Raw genomic sequence first — 20,791 nt, forward strand, 5'->3', positions numbered from 1 at the left:
GCCCGCTTGCGGGAGAGGGGAGAAAACCAGGGGCCCATCAAAGCCTGYCGGTGTGCTCCCCTCGCCCGCTTGCGGGAGAGGGGAGAAAACCAGGGGCCCATCAAAGCCTGCCGGTGTGCTCCCCTCGCCCGCTTGCGGGAGAGGGGAGAAAACCAGGGGCCCATCAAAGCCTGCCGGTGTGCTCCCCTCGCCCGCTTGCGGGAGAGGGGAGAAAACCGGGGGCCCATCAAAGCCTGCCGGTATGCTCCCCTCGCCCGCTTGCGGGAGAGGGGAGAAAACCAGGGGCCCATCAAAGCCTGTCGGTGTGCTCCCCTCGCCCGCTTGCGGGAGAGGGGCCGGGGGAGAGGGCCGGCGGTTCCAGCCGCGTTGGCACAAAACCTGCCCCTCCACGCCATCACTCGACAAGGCATCGACATGAAAGAAAGTCCTGAAATCCGGGACACGGCGCATTTCCTTGCGCGGCATGGTCTCAGGCTGGCCACGGCGGAGTCGTGCACGGCCGGGCTGATCGCGTCGCGCATTGCCGAGGTGCCCGGCTGCGGCGACGTGCTGCGCTGCGCCGTGGTGGCCTATGCGCCCGACATCAAGACCTCGGTGCTGGGTGTGCCCAAGGAAGTCATCCGTCGCCACGGGCTGACCAGCGAGGCCGTCTCGCTGGCCATGGCGCACGGCGTGCTGCGTCTGGCCGATGCCAATCTGGCGATTGCCAACACGGGCGTGGCCGACGGCAACGCGCCCGACGACACCCCGGCTGGCACGCAGTGCTTCGCGTGGGTGCTGCGGATGCCGGGCCGCACTGCCCCGCTGGCCGTGTTCACGGAGACGCGGCGCTTCGACGGCGACCGCAACACCGTGCGCTTCGCTGCCGCCGACTACGCGCTGCTGCGCATCCCGCACTACTACGAACTGGCGCGCGGCGGCACCGGCCAGACCCGCCCGTCGCCCACCCCATAGATGCGGTCCCCCGGCGCGCGCCGGATCGTGGCATGGCCCGTGAAGGCGCCGAAGGCCGGCAGGATCGCGCCATGCTCCCCCAGTACGAAGCACGGCAGCCGCAGCGCGTCGGCACCGCTGCCGCGCAGCACCACGGCCGGATGGAGGTGGCCCGCGAGCACATAGCCGTCCGGGGAAGCGCCCGGCATATGGCACAGCGCGAACGGGCCGGCCCGCAGCGGTTCCGTGACCACGGTCATGCCGAGTTCCGGCGGCGGGTCGCCGGCGTGGGTGTCGTGGTTGCCGCGCACCAGCGTGCAGCGCACGCGGGCCGGCAGCGCCCGGCGCCAGTCGTGCAGCGCGACGATGACCGCCGCCGTGCGCGCGGCGCGGGCGTGCAGGAAATCGCCCAGAAACACCAGCTCCCGCGCCGGATAGCGCACGGCCAGCGCGTGCAGCCGGGCGAGGTTCTCGGCCGTGGTGCCGGGCGGCACCGGCTGCCCCAGCGCCCGGAACGCGGCGGCCTTGCCGATGTGGACGTCCGCCACCAGCAGCATCGCCGCGCCGGGCCACCAGATGGCGTGCTCGGGCAGCAGCCACAGCGTCTCCCCGGCCACTTCCACGGCCTGGGCGCCGAAGGCATGCAACGTGGCGGCGTCTGGCTGGCTCATAGCAGCGGGAGCGGTTTCGATGGCTTGCGCGGGCGCCCCGAGCGACGTGCGCGACCGCTGGCCCCGCTTCTTCCACCACTGCGGCCACCTGACTTGACGTGATCGGCCATGCCGAAGCGCGCCACCTCGGCCACCTGCGCGGCATCGGCATCAGCATCGACGGTATCCCCCACCGGCCCCGCCGCCGCCTCCAGTTCGGCCAGCATGCGGGCGATGCGGTCGGCCAGCTTCTCGGTACTGAGCTTCTCGCGCAGGAATTCCACCACCAGCGGAAAGGCCAGCGGCGAGGGGCGCTTCAGCGCGTGCAGGTCCAGCCGCAGCGCGGCCAGCCGGGCCAGCGTGTCGGCCAGCCGGTGGGCGTCCAACTCCTGCATCAGCACCTCCCGCTCGGCCTGCCCGAGCAGCAGGTTGGCCGGGTCGTGCTTGCGGAAGACCTCGTAGAACAGGCTCGATGACGCCTGCAACTGGCGCGCGCTCTTGTGGGCGCCGGGGTAGCCCTGGAAGATCAGCCCGGCCACGCGGGCGATCTCGCGGAAGCGCCGCAGCGACAGCTCCCCCGCGTTCAGGCTGCCGAGCACGTCGGCGGCCAGGTCGCGCTGGCGTTCCTCGGCCAGCACCAGCGGCAGCCAGTGCGCCCAGTCGAGCGGCGCCGAGGCCAGCAGTTCCAGCCCGTAGTCGTTCACGGCCACCGAGAAGGTCGCCGGCACCTGCTGCCCAAGCCGCCACGCCAGCAGGCTGCCCAGCCCCAGATGCACCGAGCGGCCCGCGAACGGATAGAGGAACAGATGCCAGCCTTCGCGCGAATGGAGGGTCTCGGCCAGCAGCGTGCCGCGCGTGGGCAGCGCCGACCAGCGCGCCTGCAGGTCTACCAGCGGCTGGATCAGCGGCAGTTCGGGCGTGCTGGCCGGGTCGAGGTGGCCAAGCTGGGCGGCTTCGAGCGTATCGACCACGGCCTCGGCCAGTTCGGTGGAAAGCGGCATCTTGCCGCCGTTCCAGCGCGGCACCGAGGGCCGCTTGCCGGCCGCGCGGCGCACGTAGGCGGTCATCTCCTGCACGCGCACCAGTTCCAGCAGCCGGCCGCCGAACAGGAAGCAGTCACCGGGCGCCAGCCGCGCGATAAAGCCCTCCTCCACCGTGCCCAGCGAGGCCCCGCCGCTGCCCGCACGCGTCCAGAATCGCACCTGCATCGTGGCATCGCTGACGATGGTGCCCACGCTCATGCGGTGCCGGCGCGCCAGCCGGGCATCGGGCACGCGCCAGACGCCGGCCTCGTCGGGCATCGCCCGGCGATAGTCCGGATAGGCGGACAGCGTGCTCCCGCCCTGCCGCACGAAGTCGAGGCACCACTGCCATTCTTCGTCGCTCAGGGCGCGATAGGCCCAGGTGGTGCGCACCTCGGCCAGCAGGTCATCGGCGCGGAAGCCGCCACCGAGCGCCACCGTCACCAGATGCTGGACCAGCACGTCGAGCGGCTTGTCCGGGGACTCGCGCGCCTCGATACGGCCAGCGCGCACCGCGTTGCGCGCCGCCACGGCTTCCACCAGTTCCAGGCTGTGCGTGGGCACCACGGTCACGCGCGACGCCCGCCCCGGCGCATGGCCAGACCGTCCGGCGCGCTGCAACAGCCGCGCCACGCCTTTGGGCGAGCCGATCTGGAGCACGCGCTCCACGGGCAGGAAGTCCACGCCCAGATCCAGGCTCGACGTGCACACCACGGCGCGCAGCGCGCCGTTCTTGAGATGCACCTCCACCCAGTCCCGCACGGCGCGGTCCAGCGAGCCGTGGTGCAGCGCGATCTGGCCGGCCCACTCGGGCCGCGCATCGAGCAGGGCCTGATACCAGAGTTCGGCCTGCGAGCGCGTGTTGAGGAACACCAGCGCGGTGCTGGTGGATTCCAGTTCGCGCACCACGTGCGGCAGCATCGACAGGCCGAGATGCCCCGCCCACGGAAAGCGCCCGGCGGCGTCCGGCAGCAGCGTGTCGATGACCAGCGTCTTCGGCGTGTGGCCGTGCACCAGCACCCGGCGATCGTCCGGCAGGCCGGCCAGCAGCACGTCGCTGGCATGGTCGAGGTTGCCGAGCGTGGCCGACAGTCCCCAGACCATCAGCCCGGGCTGCCATTGCCGCAGCCGCGCCAGCGCCAGTTGCACCTGCACGCCGCGCTTGGAGCCGATCAACTCATGCCATTCATCGACCACGACCAGACGCACGCGGCCCAGCGCCTCGCGTGCGTCGGCGCGGGTCAGCAGCAGGGAGAGGCTCTCCGGCGTGGTTACCAGCGCCGTGGGCAGGCGGCGCGCCTGCGCGGCGCGTTCGCTGCTGCCGGTGTCGCCGGTGCGCAGGCCCACGGTCCAGTCGAGGCCGAGTTCGGCCAGCGGGGCTTGCAAGGCGCGCGTGGTGTCGGCGGCCAGCGCGCGCATCGGCGTCAGCCACAGCACGGTGAGCGGCGGCGGCGTGGCGCCGGCCCGGGCCGGCGGTTCGGCGAAGGCCAGCAGCGCGCCGAGCCACGCGGCGTAGGTCTTGCCGGTGCCGGTGGTGGCGTGGAGCAGCCCGCTTTGGCCGTGGGCGATGGCGTCCCACACGTCGCGCTGGAAATCGAACGGCTGCCAGTGGCGGGCCGCGAACAGCGCCGGCAGCGTCTCAGCCACTGGCGGGGCGCGGACGAACGGTGCGGCCTCGCTCATGCGGCATCCTCGGCCGGCACCGCGCGCGCGGCGCCCGGCAGCATCGCCTCCAGCGTGGCCAGCGTGTCGGCCTCCTCGATCGGCTTGTCCGTGCGCCAGCGCAGCATGCGCGGAAACCGTACGGCGATGCCGCTCTTGTGCCGCCCGCTGCGGGAAATCCCCTCGAAGCCGAGTTCGAAGACCAGTGTCGGCGTGACGCTGCGCACCGGGCCGAAAGACTCCACGGTGGTCTTGCGCACGATGGCGTCCACCGCGCGCATCTCGGCATCGGTCAGCCCCGAGTACGCCTTGGCGAACGGCACCAGCGCGCGCTCCGGCGTGCCCGGCGGGGCGTTCCAGACCGCGAAGGTGAAGTCGGTATAGAGGCTGGCGCGCCGGCCGTGGCCGCGCTGGGCATAGATCAGCACGGCATCCACGGTGTAGGGATCGATCTTCCACTTCCACCAGACGCCCACGTCCTTGGTCCGCCCCGCGCCGTAGGCGGCGTCGGCGGCCTTGAGCATGAAGCCCTCCACGCCCAGTTCGCGCGAGGTCTCCCGCAGCGTGGCGTAGCGCGCCCAGTTGTCGGCATCGACCAGCGGGCTCAGCTCCAGCGCCGGGTGGACGTGATCGGCAATCACCTGCTCCAGCCGCGCGCGGCGTTCGGCCTGCGGGCGGGCGCGCCAGTCCTCGCCCTGCCATTCGAGCAGGTCATAGGCCATCAGGATGGCCGGCGCCTCGCGCAGCAGCTTGGCGCCGAGCGTCTTGCGACCGATGCGCTGCTGGAGCAAGGCGAACGGCTGCACGCGGCGGTCCTGCCAGATCACGATCTCGCCGTCGAGCACGGTGCCATCCGGCAGCGTGGCGGCGGCTTCGGCCAGCTCGGGAAAGCGCTCGGTGATCAGTTCCTCGCCGCGCGACCACAGCCATGTGGCGCCGGCCCGGCGCACAAGCTGGGCGCGGATGCCATCCCACTTCCATTCCACCTGCCAGCGGGCCGGGGCGCCGAGCACGGTGTCGAAGTCCTCCACCGGGGCCTGCAAGGGATGGGCGAGGAAGAACGGATAGGGCTGGCCGCCGCGCTGCAAGGTGGCGAGGGCGCCCTCGCCCGCCGCCGTCCCGGCATCGTCCGGGGCGATCAGCGCGAGGTAGTGCGCGGCATCGGGGCGGCGCGAGATGTCGGTGTAGCCGACCATGCGCTCGGCCACGCGCTTGGCGTCCAGCCCGGCCACCTCGCCCAGCGCGCGGGTGACCAGCAGCCGCGACACGCCCACGCGGAACGCGCCCGTGATCAGCTTGAACAGGACCAGCCGCCCGCGCGCGTCGAGCGGGCGCCAGAGCGCATCGAGCCGCTCGCGCAGCACCTCCGGCGGCTGGCCGCGCAGCGGCAGCAGGCGCTGCTCGACCCATTCGGCCAGCCCGGCCGTGTCGATGTGGGGCGTGGCCGGCAGCAACAGCGCGATGGTCTCGGCCAGGTCGCCCACGGCCTGATAGCTTTCCTCGAACAGCCACTCGGGCAGCGCGGCGGCCTGCCGGGCCAGTTCGCGCAGCATCGCCACCGGCACGAGCTGGCGCGGCTTGCCGCCGGACAGGAAGTAGACCGCCCAGGCGGCGTCCTCGGGCGGCGCGGCGCGCAGGTAATCGACCAGCGCCGCCAGCTTGGCGTTGCTGGACGTGGTGCCGTCCAGCGCCGCGTAGAGGTCGGCGAAGGCTTTCATGGGGCTGCCTCCGGGGTTTCGACCGGGGTTTCCACGGTCTCCTGCGACGGCTCGTCATCGTCCCCGGCGTCGTCCCCATACTCGGTCTGGAACGCCTGCGCCTGCCAGCCCTGCTCGCACAGGTAGCGCACCATCACCGGCACGTTGCCATGCGTGACGATGACGCGCGGCGCGCCCGTGGCGGTGATCGCCGCAAGGAGCCCGGGCCAGTCCGCATGGTCGGACAGCGCGAAGCCGCGATCGACGCCGCGCCGGCGCCGCGTGCCGCGCAACTGCATCCAGCCGCTGGCGAAGGCATCGGCGGCCTCGCCAAAGCGGCGCAGCCATGTGGAGCGCTGCGCGGACGGCGGCGCCACCACCAGCGCGCGGCGCAGGGCCGGGCTGCGCGCCGGCAGGTCCGCCGTGGTCAGGGTGGGTGGCAGGGCCACGCCGGCATCCGCATAGGCCTGGTTCAGCGTGGTCATCGCCCCATGCACGACGATGGGCCCCGGCAGCGCCACGTCCGCGCCCGCATGACGCATCAGCCCGTGCAGGATGCGCTGCGCCTTGCCGAAGGCGTAGCAGTACAGCACGCTCGCCCGCCCCGCCGCCGCGTTGGCCTGCCACCAGCCGAAGATCTCGGCCATCAGCGCGGCCTGCGTCGGCCAGCGGTAGATCGGCAGGCCGAAGGTGCTTTCGGTGACGAAGGTGTCGCAGCGCACCGGCTCGAACGGGTCGCAGGTGCCGTCGGCCTCGACCTTGTAGTCGCCGGAGGCCACCCAGACCTGCCCGCCATGTTCCAGCCGCACCTGGGCAGATCCCAGCACGTGTCCGGCCGGATGGAGGCTCAGCCGCACCCCGTGATGCGTGATGGCTTCGCCGTAGGGCAGCGTCTCCAGCGCGATGCCCGGCAGCCGCGCCAGCAGCACGCCGCGCCCGGGGGCGGCACAGAGGTAGCTGCCGTGGCCGAAGCGCGCGTGGTCCGAATGGGCGTGGGTGATGACGGCGCGCGCCACGGGGCGCCACGGGTCGATATAGAAGTCGCCGGGCGGGCAATACAGCCCTTCCGGCCGCGCGACGATCAGGTCGGCCATCGGGATCCATCCCCCTCTATATATATAGGCGGGGCGTCAGGTAGCGGACGGCCCCGCGCGCCGCGCCTTGCGGGCCTCCGCCATGCCCCGCACGTTGAGCGCGGCCAGCGCGAACTGGAGCACCACCAGCGCCCAGGCCCCGATATGGAAACCCCAGCCCACCCACATCGCGTTGCTGGCCAGGAAGACCCAGAAGCCCACCTTGCGACGGCCCGCCGCGCGGCTGCCGACCAGCCAGGTGGCGGCCACCGTCACCGCCATCGCGGGCCATTGCAGCGCATCGAGCCAATCCACGGAAATCCTCCCGACCTGACGATCCTTATCCAGCGTAGTCGGCCCGGGGCGGCGCCGGCCAGCGTGGGGTGTCCCGTTCGGCTGTCGGCGCATTCTCACAAAGTTACCAATGCATCACTTATAGAGCGGAATGCCGATTTCCCATACGGCGTCAATCAGCCGGGCGCCGATAGTGTCGACTAGGAATCTCTCCTAGAATCGACTCAACGTCCTGCCGTGCGGCGTGGTCAGCCGCGGACGCCTCCTTGCCCGATCCCTCCCATCTTTCACACCTTCATGCGCCCAGAAAACCAGCGACTAGCGGACCTCCTGCGCGAGGACCCGGACACCATCCTGCGCGGCTGGACCGCCGAATATCACACCTACACGGGCGGCCGCGGCCTGAGCCAGAACCTCGAGACCGAGCAGCGCGCCATTCTCAAGGCGCTTGACACCGGCCTGTCGGCGGATGCCGACGCGAGCAACTTCGACAGCCGTGCCTGGACCACCCTGCGGGACACGCTGTCGCACCTGTCCGCCGCCCGCGCGGCGCAGGGCGAGACGGCCGACGTGACCAGCGGCTTCGTGCTGGCGCTCAAGCGCCCGCTGTTCGATGGCCTGCAGCGCCATCGCGGCGAGGTGGAGGGCCAGATCGAGGTGGTCTGGGCCGCCTCGTCCATCGTGGACCGCATGGCGCAGTGGACCGTCTCCACCTACCAGAAGACGCGCGAGGACATCATCATGCGCCAGCAGCACGAACTGCTGGAGCTGTCCACGCCCGTGATCAAGCTGTGGGACGGCGTGCTGGCGGTGCCCGTGATCGGCACGCTGGACAGCAGCCGCGCGCAGATCGTCATGGAAACGCTGCTGGAGCGCCTGGTGAACACCGGCTCCGAGCTGGCCATCATCGACATCACCGGCGTGCCCACCGTGGACACCCTCGTGGCGCAGCACCTGATGAAGACCGTCACGGCCATCCGCCTGATGGGCGCGGAAAGCATCATCAGCGGCATCCGGCCGCAGATTGCGCAGACCATCGTCCATCTTGGCATCGACCTGCAGGGCATCATCACCAAGTCCACGCTGGCGGACGCGCTGGCCACGGCCATGCGCATGACCGGCCACACCGTCACCCGCGCCGCCTGAACCCGGAGGCGCCATGGAACGGATTCCAATCCTGCGGATGGGCAAGAACCTGCTGGTCACGATCCAGATCGACATGCAGGACCAGACCGCATTGATGTTGCAGGAAGACATTGCCTCCACCATCGACCAGACCGGCGCGCATGGCGTGCTGATCGACGTCTCGGCGCTGGAGATGGTGGACTCGTTCATCGGCCGCATGCTGGTGAGCATCTCGGACATCAGCCGCATCCTCGGCGCGACCACGGTGGTGGTGGGCATCCGCCCGGCCGTGGCCATCACGCTGGTGGAGCTGGGGCTCTCGCTGGGCGGCGTGAAGACGGCCCTGAGCGTGGAGCGCGGCATGCAGATGCTCGACGCCGCCGCGCGGGTGGCCTGAGATGGCCACCCCTGCCGTGGCCACCGAGCTGGCCGATACGGGCAGCTCCCCGCTCAAGGACGAGCGCGATATCGTCCATGCGCGCGCGATGGTGCGCACGCTGACAATCCAACTGAAGTTCTCGCTGGTGGAGCAGACTAAGATGATTACGGCGGCCAGCGAACTCGCCCGCAACACCGTGGTGTATGGCGGCGGCGGCGAAATGCGCTGGGAGATGCTGGCCGAGGGCATCCGCAAGGGCCTGCGGCTGCATTTCGAGGACAAGGGCCCCGGCATTCCGGACGTGGAACAGGCGCTGGTCGACGGCTGGACCACGGGCAGCGGGCTGGGCATGGGCCTGTCGGGCAGCAAACGGCTGGTGAACGAGTTCGCCATCAGAACCAAAGTTGGCGAGGGAACCTGTGTCAGCATCACTCGGTGGAAGTAACAACCTGGGCCCGCACATCGCCGTGCCGATGGGCGACCGCAGCCGCGTGGGCGAGGCCCGACGCGCCGCCGCCGAACTGGCCGGGCGGCACGGCTTCGATGCCATCCAGTCCGGCCGGCTGGCCGTAGCCGTCAACGAGCTGGGCAACAACCTCGTCAACCACGCCCGGGGCGGCCGGCTGCTGGTGGCAGCGTGCCAACTGGGCGACGGCATCGCCATCGAGCTGATTTCGATCGATGACGGCCCCGGCATGACCGACCTCCAGGCCTGCCTGCGGGACGGCTATTCCACCGGCGGCAGCGCAGGCCAGGGCCTCGGCGCGGTCAGCCGGCTGGCCGACGACTTCGACATCTACACCCGCCCCGGCCAGGGCACGCTGATCCTGGCGCGCTTCTACCGCGAGCGCGATGCTGGCGGCACGGCGCGCCGCACCAGCAACGGCTTCGACGTGGGCGCGGTCTGCGTGGCCGCGCCGGGCGAGACGGTCAGCGGCGACGGCTGGAGCGTGGCCGTGCACGACCACCGCGCCGACGTGGTGGTGGCGGACGGCCTGGGGCACGGCCCCGACGCCGCCGAAGCCGCCGCCGTGGCGCTGTCCGTGTTCGCCCGGGCCCGGGGCAGCCATCCCGGCCGCTACCTGGAACTGGCGCACGGCGCGCTGCGCACCACGCGCGGCGCCGCCGTGACGGCCGCACGCGTGGACGCCGGCGCCCAATGCATCCGCTATGCCGGCGCCGGCAACGTCATGGCGCGCGTGATATCCGGCATCGACGACCGCACGCTGCTGGTCCAGAATGGCACCGCCGGCCTGCAAATGCGGGCCGTGCAGGAGCAGGAGGTGGAGTGGCCGCCGCACGCCGTGCTGATCGTGCATTCGGATGGCATCCAGTCGCGCTGGCGGCTGGACGACCCGGCCGTGCTGCAGCGCGATCCGTCGCTGGTGGCCGCGTTCGTGTTCTGGAAATTCTGCCGGGGCCGCGACGATGCCACCGTCGTGGTGGTTCGCCGCGCGCAGCGGTGATGCCCCCGGGCCCCCGCAAGACACCGTGAGACTGGCCGCTATGACCCACCCCACCCACCCGACCCACCCGACCGCCTCCCCCGACACCGACCCCGCCGCACTCCAGGCCGCGCTGGCGGCGCGCACCCAGGAAGTGGAGGCGCTGCGCGCCGAGCTTGAGGAAACCAATCGCGGCGTGCTGGCGCTGTACTCGGAACTGGACATCCAGGCCGACCAGTTGCGCCAGGCCACCGAGCTGAAGAGCCGCTTCCTGGCCTATATGAGCCACGAGTTCCGCACGCCGATCGTCGCCATCCAGAGCATTACCCGGCTGCTGATCGACCGCGTGGACGGCCCGCTCACCCCCGAGCAGGAAAAGCAGGTGGTGTTCGTGCGCGACACTGCCGCCGAGTTCGCCGAGATGGTCAACGACCTGCTCGACCTGGCGCGGCTGGAGGCGGGCCGCGTGGATGTGTCGCCGGCCTGGTTCGACATGGTGGCGCTGTTCGATGCCCTGCGCGGCATGTTCAAGCCCGTGCTGACCAACCCGGAGGTGTCGCTGATCTTCGAGGCCCCGCACGACGTGCCCAAGCTGTTCAGCGACGACCGCAAGCTCTCGCAGATCCTGCGCAACTACGTCTCCAACGCGCTGAAATTCACGCCGAGCGGCGAGATCCGCGTCTCGGCCGTGTGCGACGGCGACGACACCATCACGTTCTCCGTGCGCGATACCGGCATCGGCATCCCGGCGGAGTCTCACGGCGAGGTGTTCCAGGACTTCGTGCAGATCGACTCCCCGCTGCAGCGGCGCTACCGGGGCTCCGGCCTCGGGCTGGCGCTGAGCAAGCGACTGGCGGAGCTGCTCGGCGGGCATGTGGGCTTCGAGAGCGAAGTCGGCGTGGGCTCGCGCTTCTACGTGACCGTGCCGGTGGCGCTGCCCGTGCCAACGGACGCGCCTGCCGGAGACCATCATGGCTGATCACATCGTAGCGGCCATCGGCAGGGGCGACACCCCGCCGCTGGTGCTGGTGGTCGATGACAACCCGGTCACGCGCTACGCCACGGTGCGCGTGCTGAGCGCGGCCGGCTTCCGCACCATCGAGGCCGAGAGCGGCCAGGAGGCGCTGCAACGCGCCGACACCAGCGTCTCCGCCGTGGTGCTCGACGTCAACCTGCCGGACATCGACGGCTTTCAGGTCTGCCGCCGCCTGCGCGAGCGCGCCGAGACCGCCACCGTGCCGGTGGTACACCTCTCCGCCACCTACGTGGCCGACTACGACAAGGTGCGCGGCCTGGACGCTGGCGCCAGCGCCTACCTGGTCCACCCGGCCGAGCCGGCCGTGCTGGTGGCCACGATCTCCTCGCTGCTGCGCGCCAGCGCCGCCGAGCGCTCGCTGCGCGAGAGCGAGGCGCGCTTCCGGGCGATCTACCACCAGGCCATCGGCGGTATCTGCACGCTGGATCTGGACGGGCGCTTCGTCGACCTGAACCCGGCCATGCTGGGCCTGTTGCAGCGCCCGGCGGAGGCGCTGATCGGCCAGCACGTGGCCGCCTTCGCGCCGCCTGACTGGGTGGCGCGCGTGGCCGAGGCCACCGGCCAGCACCTGCAGGACGRCTGGCAGGGCGCGTTTCCGCTGCGCGACGCGCAGGGCGAGACCATGCACCTGGAATGGAGCATCTCGGCCGTGCTGGAGAACGGCGTGAAGGTGGCCGTGGTGTCCAACATCACCGACCGCGTGCTGCTGGAGCGCCAGCGCGAGCAGCTGATCGAGCGCGAGCAGGCCGCGCGCGCCGCCGTGGAGCGCCTGAACCGGATGAAGGACGATTTCATCGCCATCCTCTCGCACGAACTGCGCAACCCGCTGAACGTGATCTCGGTCTGGACCCATGTACTGAGCCGCCACGTGGCGTCCGAGGAAGGCCGGCGCGGTCTGGCGGCGGTGGAGCGCAATATCGCGATCCAGCGCCGGCTGGTGGCGGATCTGGTCGATGTGTCGATGCTCAACGTCGGCAAGATGAAGCTGGAGCGCGAGTTGACCAACCCCGCCGATGTGATCGGCGGCGCGCTGGACAGCATGCAGGCGCAGGCCGCCGAGCGGCGCGTGGCGCTGGACGTGATCCTGCCGGCCACGCTGGTCCCCCGCGCCTGGCTGGACCCGGCGCGCTTCCAGCAGATCCTGTGGAACCTGCTCTCCAACGCCATCAAGTTCTCGCCCGAGGGCGGCGCGGTGCGCGTGGAGGCCAGCTCAGACGCCGAGACGCTGCGCGTGCGCGTGATCGATCAGGGACGTGGCATCTCCCCGGACTTCCTGCCGCTGCTGTTCGACCGCTTCACGCAGAGCGACGACGCCAACCGGCGCCAGCACGGCGGCCTGGGGCTCGGGCTGGCCATCGTCAAGCATCTGGCCGAGATGCACGGCGGCACGGTGCATGCCGCCAGCCATGGCGAGGGCAAAGGCGCGATGTTCGAGGTCTCGATTCCGCTGGTGGAGCCGGGCTCGCCCGAACCGGGCGCCGAGCGCGCCGAGGTGGCGGCGATCCAGCCGGGCGTGCCGCTGAACGCGCTGGACGTGCTGCTGGTGGAGGACGATGACGATGCGGCGGCGGCGCTGTCGGCCATCCTGTCGAACGACGGCGCGCGGGTGCGCACCGCGCGCGACTGCGAGACCGCGCTGGATGAAATCGAGGCCGCCACGCCGGACCTCATCATCAGCGACATCGGCCTGCCCGGCCGCGATGGCAACGACCTGATCCGCGAAGTGCGCATCCGCGAGGCGGTGGCCTCGCGGGCGCGCACGCCAGCCATCGCCCTGACCGCCTTCACCCGCCAGCAGGACCGCCGCGCGGCCATCGAATCTGGCTTCGACGCGGTGTGCGGCAAGCCGCTGCGGCTGCAGGAACTGATGAGCGCGATTGAAACTGTGCTGGGGCTGATGCAGTAGGGGCCGCTGCGGCTGCGGCAGGCGCGTGCCCTCTCCCCCGGCCCCTCTCCCAGAGGGAGAGGGGAGAACACCGTCGCGTTGATATGCCAGTTGGGTGCTCCCCTCTCCCGCTTGCGGGAGAGGGGCCGGGGGAGAGGGGCAGCGCCGCTACGAAGTCAGTCGCCCATCCGCACCAGATAGCGCCCGCGTGACTGCCGCGCCAGCATGCGGGCCATGGCGTCGGGGATGTCCTGGAAGGCGATCTCGTTGGCGACCAGATCGAGGTGGCGCGGGCGGTAGGTATCGGCGATCTTCGCCCAGACTTCGCGGCGCAGCGCCATCGGGCTGTTGGCGTTGATGCCGATCAGCTTTACGCCGCGCAGGATGAATGGCAGAACGGTGGCGTCGAACTGGGCGCCCGCCGCGTTGCCGAAGGCCGTGGCCACGCCGTCTGGCTGGAGCGTGCGCAGCATCCACGCCAGCACCTCCCCGCCCACGGCGTCGACGGCGCCGGCCCACTGCGCCGGGTCCAGCGGCTTGCCCGTCCCCTTGGCCACCTCGGCCGGCAGGATCTCCGCCGCGCCCAGCGTGCGCAGGTAGTCGAGTTCGGCAGCCTTGCCGGTCAGCGCCGTCACGGCGTAGCCGCGCCCCGCCAGCATGTCGATGGCGATGCTGCCCACGCCGCCCGTCGCCCCGCTCACCACCACCTTGCCGCGCGCCGGCGCCAGCCCGTTGTGCTCCATCCAGTGCAGGCACAGCCCGGCCGTGTAGCCGGCCGCGCCGAGCGTGGCGGCCTCGCGCAGCGAGAGCCCGGCCGGCAGCGGCATCGCCCAGTCCGCCTTCACGCGCGCGTACTGCGCGTGGCCGCCGTCATGGTCCACGCCGATGCCGAAGCCATGCACGACCACCAGGTCGCCTTCACGGAAGCGCGCGTCGGACGAGGCCGCCACGGTGCCGGTCAGGTCGATGCCGCCGATGCGCGGGTACTGCCGCACGATGGCGTTGATGCCGGCGGCGGCCAGCGCGTCCTTGTAGTTCAGGCTCGACCACGCCACGCGCACCAGCACCTCGCCGGGCGACAGGTCGTCGACGTTCAGTTCGACAAAGCCGGCGGTGGGGGTGCTGGACCCTGCCGTGGGCGCGTGAAGCCGGTAAGCCAGAAATCGGGACATAGCCTTTCCTATCTATCCATTGCCAATCAAACCATTGCCAATCAATCCAGCGACGTGCCGGTGGACTTCACCAGCGCCGCCCACCACGCGGTGTCCGCGCGGATCTGCTGGGCGAACTGCTCAGGCGTGTTGCCGACCGGCTCGGCGCCCTGGTCGATCAACCGCTTGCGCATCTCCGGCCGCGCCAGGATCTTCAGCGTGGCCTGGTTGAGCCGGTCGATGACCGCGCGCGGCGTGCCGGCCGGCGCCATCAGGCCCTTCCAGGCCGTGACCGTGAATCCCTTCAGCCCGGCCTCCTCCGCCGTCGGCACGTCCGGGGCAATCGGCACACGCTTGTCGCTGGCCACCGCCAGCGCGCGCAGCTTGCCGGACTGCACGTGCGGCCACAGCGGCGGCATGTTGTCGATCAACACCGTGATGTGCCCCGCCACCAGGTCCGCCACGGCCGGGCCGGTGCCCTTGTATGGCACGTGCTGCATGCGCAGGCCGGCCATCTGGTTCAGCAGCTCGCCCGCCAGCTGGGCCGGCGTGCCGTTGCCGGGCGAGCCGAAGGTGACCTGCCCGTTGTGCGTGCGGGCGTAGGCGATGAACTCGTTCACCGTGGTCACCGGCAGCCCGGCATTCACCACCATCAGGTTGAAGTCGCGCGAGATCATCGTCACCGGCGCGAGGTCGCGCGCGGGGTCGAAGGTCATCTTCGGATACAGGCTCGGGTTGATCACCGTCGGCCCGGCGCTGGCCAGCAGCAGCGTGTAGCCGTCCGGCGCGGCACGGGCGACGATCTCGCCGCCGATATTGCCGCCCGCCCCGGGCTTGTTCTCGACCACCACGGTCTGGCCCAGCTCCTCGCGCAGCGGATCGGCCAGCAGGCGCGCGACGATGTCTGCCGTGCCGCCGGGCGCGAACGGCACCACGAGCCGTATCACCCTATTGGGGTACGCGCCCTGCGCCTGCGCCACCCCCACCACGCCCAACATCGCCCATGCAAGACTTGCGACGACTACAGATGCTTTGAACATTTTTGTCATCTCCGGTGGTTTTATCCGGATGTGACATTACACGTTCAGCGCTGCGCCGTCGCCTGCGCGATGGTGCGCCGGGCGATATTCAACTGATGGATCTGGCTGGTACCCTCGTACAGCCGGAACAGGCGCACGTCCCGGTAGAAACGCTCGATGCCGTAGTCGGCGATATAGCCGTAGCCGCCGAACATCTGCACGCAGCGGTCCGCCACGCGGCCGCACATCTCGGAGGCGAAGTACTTGCAGATCGACGCCTCCATGGTCACGTCCGCGCCCGCGTCACGCTGGCGCGCGGTCTCCAGGATCAGCGCGCGGGCCGCATGGATGTCGGTCTGGCAATCGGCAATCAGGCCCTGCACGAGCTGGAAGTCCGCCAGCGGCTGGCCGAACTGTTTGCGGTGGGTGACGAAGCGCACGGCGTCGTCCAACATGCGGATGGCCGGCCCGGTGCACAGCGCCGCCAGGTGGATGCGCTGCTTGTTCAGCACCTTCATCGCCGTGCGGAAGCCCTGCCCCGGCTCGCCGCCGATCACGCTCTCTGCCGGCACGCGGCAATCGTGGAAATACACCTCGGAGACCGGCGAGCCGGCCTGCCCCATCTTGCGGTACGGCGCGCCGGTGGTGAGCCCCGGGGTGTCGCGCGGGATGATGAAGGCCGAGATGCCGGCCGCGCCGGCGGTGTCCGGGTCCGTGCGGGCCATCACCGTGAACAGGCCGGCGAGGGGCGCATTGGTGATGAAGCACTTGGTGCCGTTCAGCACGTAGTGGTCGCCGTCGCGCCGGGCCGAGGTTTGCAGCGCGGTGGCGTCCGAGCCGGCTTCAGGCTCGGTCAGCGCGAAGGCGCCCGTCACCTCGCCGCTGGCCAGTAGCGGCAAGTAGCGGCGCTTCTGGGCGGGCGTGCCGTCGGCCACCAGCGCCTCCGAGCCGATGCCCGTGTTGGTGCCCACGCGGGCCCGGAACGCCACCGAGCACTGCGACAGCACCATCGCCGCCAGCACCAGTTCCTCGGTGGTCATGCCCGCGCCGCCGTATTCCTCTGGAATCGAATAGCCGAACATGCCTTGCGCGGCCATCGCGTCCACGATGTCGCCGGGCACTTCGTCGCGCTCCGCCACCTCGGCCTCGCGCGGCACCAGACGTTCACGCACGAAGCGTTGCAACGCTTGCAGGAAGGGATCGAAGACTTCCGGGTCTCTGATCATTCAGTGTCTCGCTCTAATCGGCACCAGCAAAGGCGATGCATCGAATCGAGCCTACGGGGGGCGCATCATTCGCACTATCGATGTTTCGCTATCTTGAACATCGTCTACCCTTATGGAACAGCGCGGCCAAGACCGCAAACCAAGGGTTAACCCCATGCCCTCTCGCCCCCATCACCCCGATCCCGCGTTCGCCACCACGCTGGCCCATGGCCTGGGGTTGCTCCAGTGCTTTCGCGCGGGCGAGACGGTGCTGAGCAACAAGGAACTGGCGGACCGGACCGGCTTGTCGAAGGCCACCATCAGCCGGCTGACGTACACGCTGGCCGCCCGGGGCCTGCTGCTCTACGACAGCCACTTGCGCCGCTACCGGCTGGGCTCCACGGCGCTCTCGCTCGGCTATCCGCTGCTGGCCTCGCTGGGCGTGCGCCAACTGGCCCGCCCGCTGATGAAACGCCTCAGCGACCGCATGGGCGGCACGGTCTCGCTCGGCATGCGCGACCGCCTGCATATGGTCTACGTGGAGACCATCCGGGGCCACGACGCCATCGCGTTCCGCCCGGAGATCGGGGCCTCACTGCCGATGCTGACCACGGCGATGGGGCGCGCCTGGCTCGCCCAGGCCCCGGAACCGGTGCGCGCGCCGGTCATCGCCGGCCTGCGCGAGCACGTACCGGACGACTGGCGCGAGCATGCCGAGGCCCTGCCGGAAGCCATCGAACATCTGGCGCGGCTCGGCTTCACGCGCACGCCGGGCGCCTGGCAGCGCGACGTGCACGCCGTGGCCGTGCCGATGCGCACGCTGATCGACGGCGAGATCCTGATCTTCAACTGCGGCGTGCTGGCCAGCCGCCTGCCGCCCGGCATGCTGGAGGAACGGATGGGCCCGGGCCTGATGGAGATGGTGCACGAGGTGGAGCTGCTGCTGGCGGGAGCCGGCTGATGGCGCTTCCTCTTCCCCAAGCCCCCGCCTCGCCCGAGCGCGACCGCCAGTTCGCCACCACGCTGGCGCGCGGCATCGACATCCTGCTGGCCTACCGCCCCGGCGAGTCCTTGCTTGGCAACCGGGACTTCGTGCTGCGCACGGGCTTGTCGAAGTCCACCGTCGCCCGGCTGACCCACACGCTGGCCGTGCTCGGCTACCTCCGCCATGACGTGGCGCTGGGCAAGTACCGCCTGGGCGCGGCGGTGCTGGCGCCGGCCTACCCGCTGCTGTGCGGCATGCCGATCCGCCAGCTCGCCCGCCCGCTGATGCAGGCGATGGCCGACGAAGTGGGCGGCGCGGTCTCACTGGGCGTGCGGGACCGGACCCAGATGATCTACGTGGAGACGGCGCTCGCCACCCATGACCTCGCGGTCACCCCCGATGTGGGCGCCGCCATGCCGATGCTGGCCACCGCCATCGGCAAGGCGTGGCTGTGCCGGGCGCCGTCCGAGGCCAGCGCGCCCGTGCTGAACCGCCTGCGGCTGGAAGACCCGGAGGCGTTCCACCGCGCCGCGCCGGCGCTGGCCCAGGCGCGCAAGGATCTGGCACGGCACGGCTACTGCACCAGCCGGGACGAATGGCGGCGGGATGCCTTCGGCTTCGCGGTGCCACTCTGCGCGCGCGTGGATTCACGCTGGTTCGTGCTGAATTGCGGGGTTTTGGCCCGAACGGGGGCCTTCCATGCCGCCGAGAAGGTGGTTGGCCCGCGCCTCGTGGCGCTGGCCCATCAGCTCGAGACGCGGCTGGGGCTGCGCTGACGCGGCAAATCATCGCAAAAACACCACAAAAGACCGTCATCGCACGGGCTTTTCCTTGACGGCGCAACGCTCGGCTAGGATCATTCGTCTTTTCACATTAACGCGAATCGTTCGCATTCCCGTTAGTATTCGCACCTACGAGCCAACATAACAATGACTTCCTGCTTGCCCAATGCCGCGCGCCGGCAGCACGCGCCGTCGCGCGTGCGCCCTCTGGCCGCTTTCGCCCGGATGGCTGTCCTGACCGGATTCCCGCTGTGTGGCGTCGCCTTCGCCCAGACCACGGAGCCGGCGGCAGCCGCCCCGTCCGAGCAGGCGCTGCCGGCCGTGACCGTGAGCGCGGCGCAGGAAATCGAGATTGGGCCGCAGTTGAAGAAGAAGGCCTCCGGCGGCGCCCTGGGCAGCCGCCCGCAGCTCGACACGCCGTTCTCCACGACCATCGTGACCGGCGAAGACCTGGCCGACCGCCAGGTGACCAAGATCGGCGACGTGTTCTTCAACGACGCCTCGGTCTCCGACAACAGCAACGCGAATAACGCGTGGGCGGCGTACACCACCGTGCGCGGCCTGCAGCTCGACTGGCGCAACGCGTACAAGATCAACGGCATGCCGTTCATCAGCTACGGCCTGACGCTGCCCTACGAACAGCTCGAACAGGTGGAACTGCTCAAGGGCGCCTCCGGCTTCATGTACGGCTTCGGCAACCCGGGCGGCACGATCAACTACGTGACGAAGCGCCCGACCGACCAGTTCACGGCCAGCGTGGAACTGGGCTACCGCTCGTCGCACGTGTGGACCGAGCACGTCGACGTGGGCGGCCGCGCCGGCCCGGACAACATGTTCGGCTACCGCCTGAACCTGACGCACGAGGAAGGCAAGCCCAGCAATGCTGTGGGCATCAACCGTAATTCGGTCTCGCTGGGCCTGGACGCACGCATCACGCGCGACCTGACCTGGACCTTCGACGGCATCTACCAGGACCGCAACACCTGGGGCGCCACGCCGACGTTCTACACCGGCCAGATCCCCGCCGGCGGCCAGCTCCCGGGCGTGGTCAGCGGTCGCGGCGGCCTGTACGCCGGCCCGGACGCGCACTTCTACTCGAACCTGCAGGTGTACCAGACCGGCCTGCGCTACCGGCTCAATGACGACTGGACCGTCAGCACGACCTACAGCTTCAGCAAGCAGTCGCGCAGCCGTAACGAAACCACGCTCAACCTGCAGAACGGCCTGGGCGACTACACCGACTTCCGCTACGACGGCGCCGAAAGCCAGCAGTTCACCAACTGGACGTCGATGGTCGAAGGCAAGTTCCGCACCGGCCCGTTCCGCCATGAACTGGTGGCCGGCCTGAGCTGGCAGAAGCAGATCGACCGCTACAGCACCAACTCGGTCTACACGCAACTGGCCGACGGCAATATCTACGCCCCGTACACCGGCGTGTACTACAGCCAGACCGGCTTCAACAAGTACCGCGCCGGCGACACCGAGCAGAAGTCGGCGTTCGTCAGCGACACCATGTTCCTGACCGAGCAATGGTCGGTGCTGGGCGGCCTGCGCGTCACCAACTACGAGCAGAACGGCTACGGCTTCCCCGGCACCACGGGCGGCAACACCAACTTCACCAAGAACGGCCTGATCACGCCCACCGCGGCGATCATGTTCAAGCCGATGCCGAGCACCACGCTGTACGCCAGCTACGTGGAGTCGTTCGACGGCGGCGGCATCGTCTCGTCGTTCTACTCGAACGCCGGTGCCGCGCTGACGCCGGCCAAGAGCCGCCAGTACGAAGTGGGCGCCAAGACGGACCAGGGTCTCTGGACCGGTACGGCGGCACTGTTCCGCATCGAGCAGCGCACGGAATTCGGCCGCAACGACGGCGGCTCCCTGCCGGTCTTCGTCCAGGACGGCAAGTCGATCTACCAGGGTGTGGAGCTGGCCGGCAGCACGCGGATCGGCTCGCAGTGGGAAGTGGGCGGCAGCGCGATGTACCTGGACAGCTCCTACGACCAGGGCCAGCTGAACATCGGCAACCGCGTGGCCGGTGCGCCGAACTGGATCCTCACGGGCCGGATCAGCTACCGCATTCCGTTCGTGCCGGGCCTGAAGGTGGGCCTCGACGGCAAGTACACGGGGACGACCAAGGTCCGCCCCGAGGGCGACCTGACGGCGGGCGGCTACACGGTGTTCAACCTGGGCGCCTCGTACAACACCCGCGTGGCGGGCAAGGAACTGACGCTGCGCGCAGCGTTGACCAACCTCGCCAACAAGCGCTACTGGGGCTTCCAGTACGCTGGCTACGTCCAGCCGGCGGACCCGCGCGCCATCAGCCTGACGGCGAAGATCGCGTACTAAGGCGCGCACCCGTCGCGTACTGCGGCGATTACGCCACATGTGAAACGCCCTGCCCTGGCAGGGCGTTTTGCTTTGCGGCAGGTTGGAGCGTCGATCCTG

The 20,791-nt window shown here is 70.2% G+C and carries 18 protein-coding genes; 10 read left to right on the forward strand and 8 right to left on the reverse strand.

Going from position 1 to position 20,791, the window contains the following annotated elements; translation table 11 throughout:
- Positions 1-414: 414 nt before the first annotated feature.
- Positions 415-954 (forward strand): CinA family protein, encoded by a 540-nt coding sequence (locus tag AC1DFU_RS19770; RefSeq protein ID WP_441591018.1) that lies wholly within the window; start codon positions 415-417, stop codon positions 952-954.
- On the opposite strand, the gene pdeM is transcribed toward AC1DFU_RS19770, so the two are convergent.
- The 5 genes from pdeM to AC1DFU_RS19795 are packed head-to-tail and all read right to left on the reverse strand — an operon-like array spanning position 900 to position 7,352.
- Positions 900-1,604 carry a ligase-associated DNA damage response endonuclease PdeM gene (pdeM, locus tag AC1DFU_RS19775; protein ID WP_441591019.1) on the reverse strand — a complete coding sequence of 235 codons (705 nt, stop codon included), beginning with the start codon at positions 1,602-1,604 and terminating at the stop codon, positions 900-902. The genes AC1DFU_RS19770 and pdeM overlap by 55 nt on opposite strands.
- On the reverse strand, positions 1,601-4,288 hold the full coding sequence (locus tag AC1DFU_RS19780) for a ligase-associated DNA damage response DEXH box helicase (protein ID WP_441591020.1): 2,688 nt from the start codon (positions 4,286-4,288) through the stop codon (positions 1,601-1,603). The genes pdeM and AC1DFU_RS19780 overlap by 4 nt, the downstream gene beginning before the upstream one ends.
- A complete protein-coding gene (locus AC1DFU_RS19785; RefSeq protein WP_441591021.1) occupies positions 4,285-5,985 on the reverse strand; it encodes an ATP-dependent DNA ligase in 1,701 nt (566 codons plus the stop codon). Before AC1DFU_RS19785 ends, AC1DFU_RS19780 begins: the two co-directional genes overlap by 4 nt.
- Positions 5,982-7,058, reverse strand: a complete 1,077-nt coding sequence (locus AC1DFU_RS19790) for a ligase-associated DNA damage response exonuclease (RefSeq protein ID WP_441591022.1) — start codon at positions 7,056-7,058, stop codon at positions 5,982-5,984. The genes AC1DFU_RS19785 and AC1DFU_RS19790 overlap by 4 nt, the downstream gene beginning before the upstream one ends.
- Positions 7,059-7,094: 36 nt before the next feature.
- Positions 7,095-7,352, reverse strand: a complete 258-nt coding sequence (locus tag AC1DFU_RS19795) for a hypothetical protein (RefSeq protein WP_441591023.1) — start codon at positions 7,350-7,352, stop codon at positions 7,095-7,097.
- Positions 7,353-7,628: 276 nt separating this feature from the next.
- On the opposite strand from AC1DFU_RS19795, the gene AC1DFU_RS19800 reads away from it, so the two are divergent.
- Genes AC1DFU_RS19800 through AC1DFU_RS19825 form a run of 6 tightly spaced genes read left to right on the forward strand, consistent with a single transcriptional unit; the run spans position 7,629 to position 13,222 of the window.
- Positions 7,629-8,477, forward strand: coding sequence for an STAS domain-containing protein (locus tag AC1DFU_RS19800; protein WP_092293253.1), 849 nt, complete (start codon positions 7,629-7,631; stop codon positions 8,475-8,477).
- Between the two features lie 13 nt (positions 8,478-8,490).
- Positions 8,491-8,853, forward strand: coding sequence for an STAS domain-containing protein (locus AC1DFU_RS19805; RefSeq protein WP_092293251.1), 363 nt, complete (start codon positions 8,491-8,493; stop codon positions 8,851-8,853).
- 1 nt (position 8,854) lies between these two features.
- Positions 8,855-9,280, forward strand: coding sequence for an anti-sigma regulatory factor (locus AC1DFU_RS19810; protein WP_441591024.1), 426 nt, complete (start codon positions 8,855-8,857; stop codon positions 9,278-9,280).
- A complete protein-coding gene (locus AC1DFU_RS19815; RefSeq protein WP_255370757.1) occupies positions 9,255-10,301 on the forward strand; it encodes an ATP-binding protein in 1,047 nt (348 codons plus the stop codon). The genes AC1DFU_RS19810 and AC1DFU_RS19815 overlap by 26 nt, the downstream gene beginning before the upstream one ends.
- 40 nt (positions 10,302-10,341) lie before the next feature.
- Positions 10,342-11,259 (forward strand): sensor histidine kinase, encoded by a 918-nt coding sequence (locus AC1DFU_RS19820; protein WP_092293247.1) that lies wholly within the window; start codon positions 10,342-10,344, stop codon positions 11,257-11,259.
- Positions 11,252-13,222: a hybrid sensor histidine kinase/response regulator gene (locus AC1DFU_RS19825; RefSeq protein ID WP_477159873.1), complete on the forward strand. Its 1,971-nt coding sequence runs from the start codon at positions 11,252-11,254 to the stop codon at positions 13,220-13,222. The genes AC1DFU_RS19820 and AC1DFU_RS19825 overlap by 8 nt, the downstream gene beginning before the upstream one ends.
- Before the next feature lie 155 nt (positions 13,223-13,377).
- Here the strand turns inward: AC1DFU_RS19825 and AC1DFU_RS19830 are convergent, their stop codons facing one another.
- The 3 genes from AC1DFU_RS19830 to AC1DFU_RS19840 form a co-directional block, all read right to left on the reverse strand.
- The gene (locus AC1DFU_RS19830; RefSeq protein WP_092293243.1) at positions 13,378-14,373 is read right to left on the reverse strand and encodes an oxidoreductase; all 996 of its coding nucleotides are present in this window, start codon (positions 14,371-14,373) and stop codon (positions 13,378-13,380) included.
- Between the two features lie 41 nt (positions 14,374-14,414).
- Complete coding sequence (locus AC1DFU_RS19835) at positions 14,415-15,350, reverse strand: Bug family tripartite tricarboxylate transporter substrate binding protein (RefSeq protein ID WP_441591171.1); 936 nt, start codon at positions 15,348-15,350, stop codon at positions 14,415-14,417.
- An 86-nt stretch (positions 15,351-15,436) separates the two neighbouring features.
- The gene (locus AC1DFU_RS19840) at positions 15,437-16,597 is read right to left on the reverse strand and encodes an acyl-CoA dehydrogenase family protein (protein ID WP_092293239.1); all 1,161 of its coding nucleotides are present in this window, start codon (positions 16,595-16,597) and stop codon (positions 15,437-15,439) included.
- A 154-nt stretch (positions 16,598-16,751) separates the two neighbouring features.
- Here AC1DFU_RS19840 and AC1DFU_RS19845 point away from each other — a divergent pair, with 154 nt between their 5' ends.
- The 3 genes from AC1DFU_RS19845 (at position 16,752) to AC1DFU_RS19855 (ending at position 20,692) form a co-directional block, all read left to right on the forward strand.
- Positions 16,752-17,537 carry an IclR family transcriptional regulator gene (locus AC1DFU_RS19845; protein WP_441591025.1) on the forward strand — a complete coding sequence of 262 codons (786 nt, stop codon included), beginning with the start codon at positions 16,752-16,754 and terminating at the stop codon, positions 17,535-17,537.
- The gene (locus AC1DFU_RS19850) at positions 17,537-18,337 is read left to right on the forward strand and encodes an IclR family transcriptional regulator (RefSeq protein WP_441591026.1); all 801 of its coding nucleotides are present in this window, start codon (positions 17,537-17,539) and stop codon (positions 18,335-18,337) included. The genes AC1DFU_RS19845 and AC1DFU_RS19850 overlap by 1 nt, the downstream gene beginning before the upstream one ends.
- Positions 18,338-18,490: 153 nt before the next feature.
- Complete coding sequence (locus AC1DFU_RS19855; protein ID WP_092293233.1) at positions 18,491-20,692, forward strand: TonB-dependent siderophore receptor; 2,202 nt, start codon at positions 18,491-18,493, stop codon at positions 20,690-20,692.
- Positions 20,693-20,791: the final 99 nt, after the last annotated feature.

The organism is Cupriavidus sp. 10L45 (assembly GCF_056395225.1).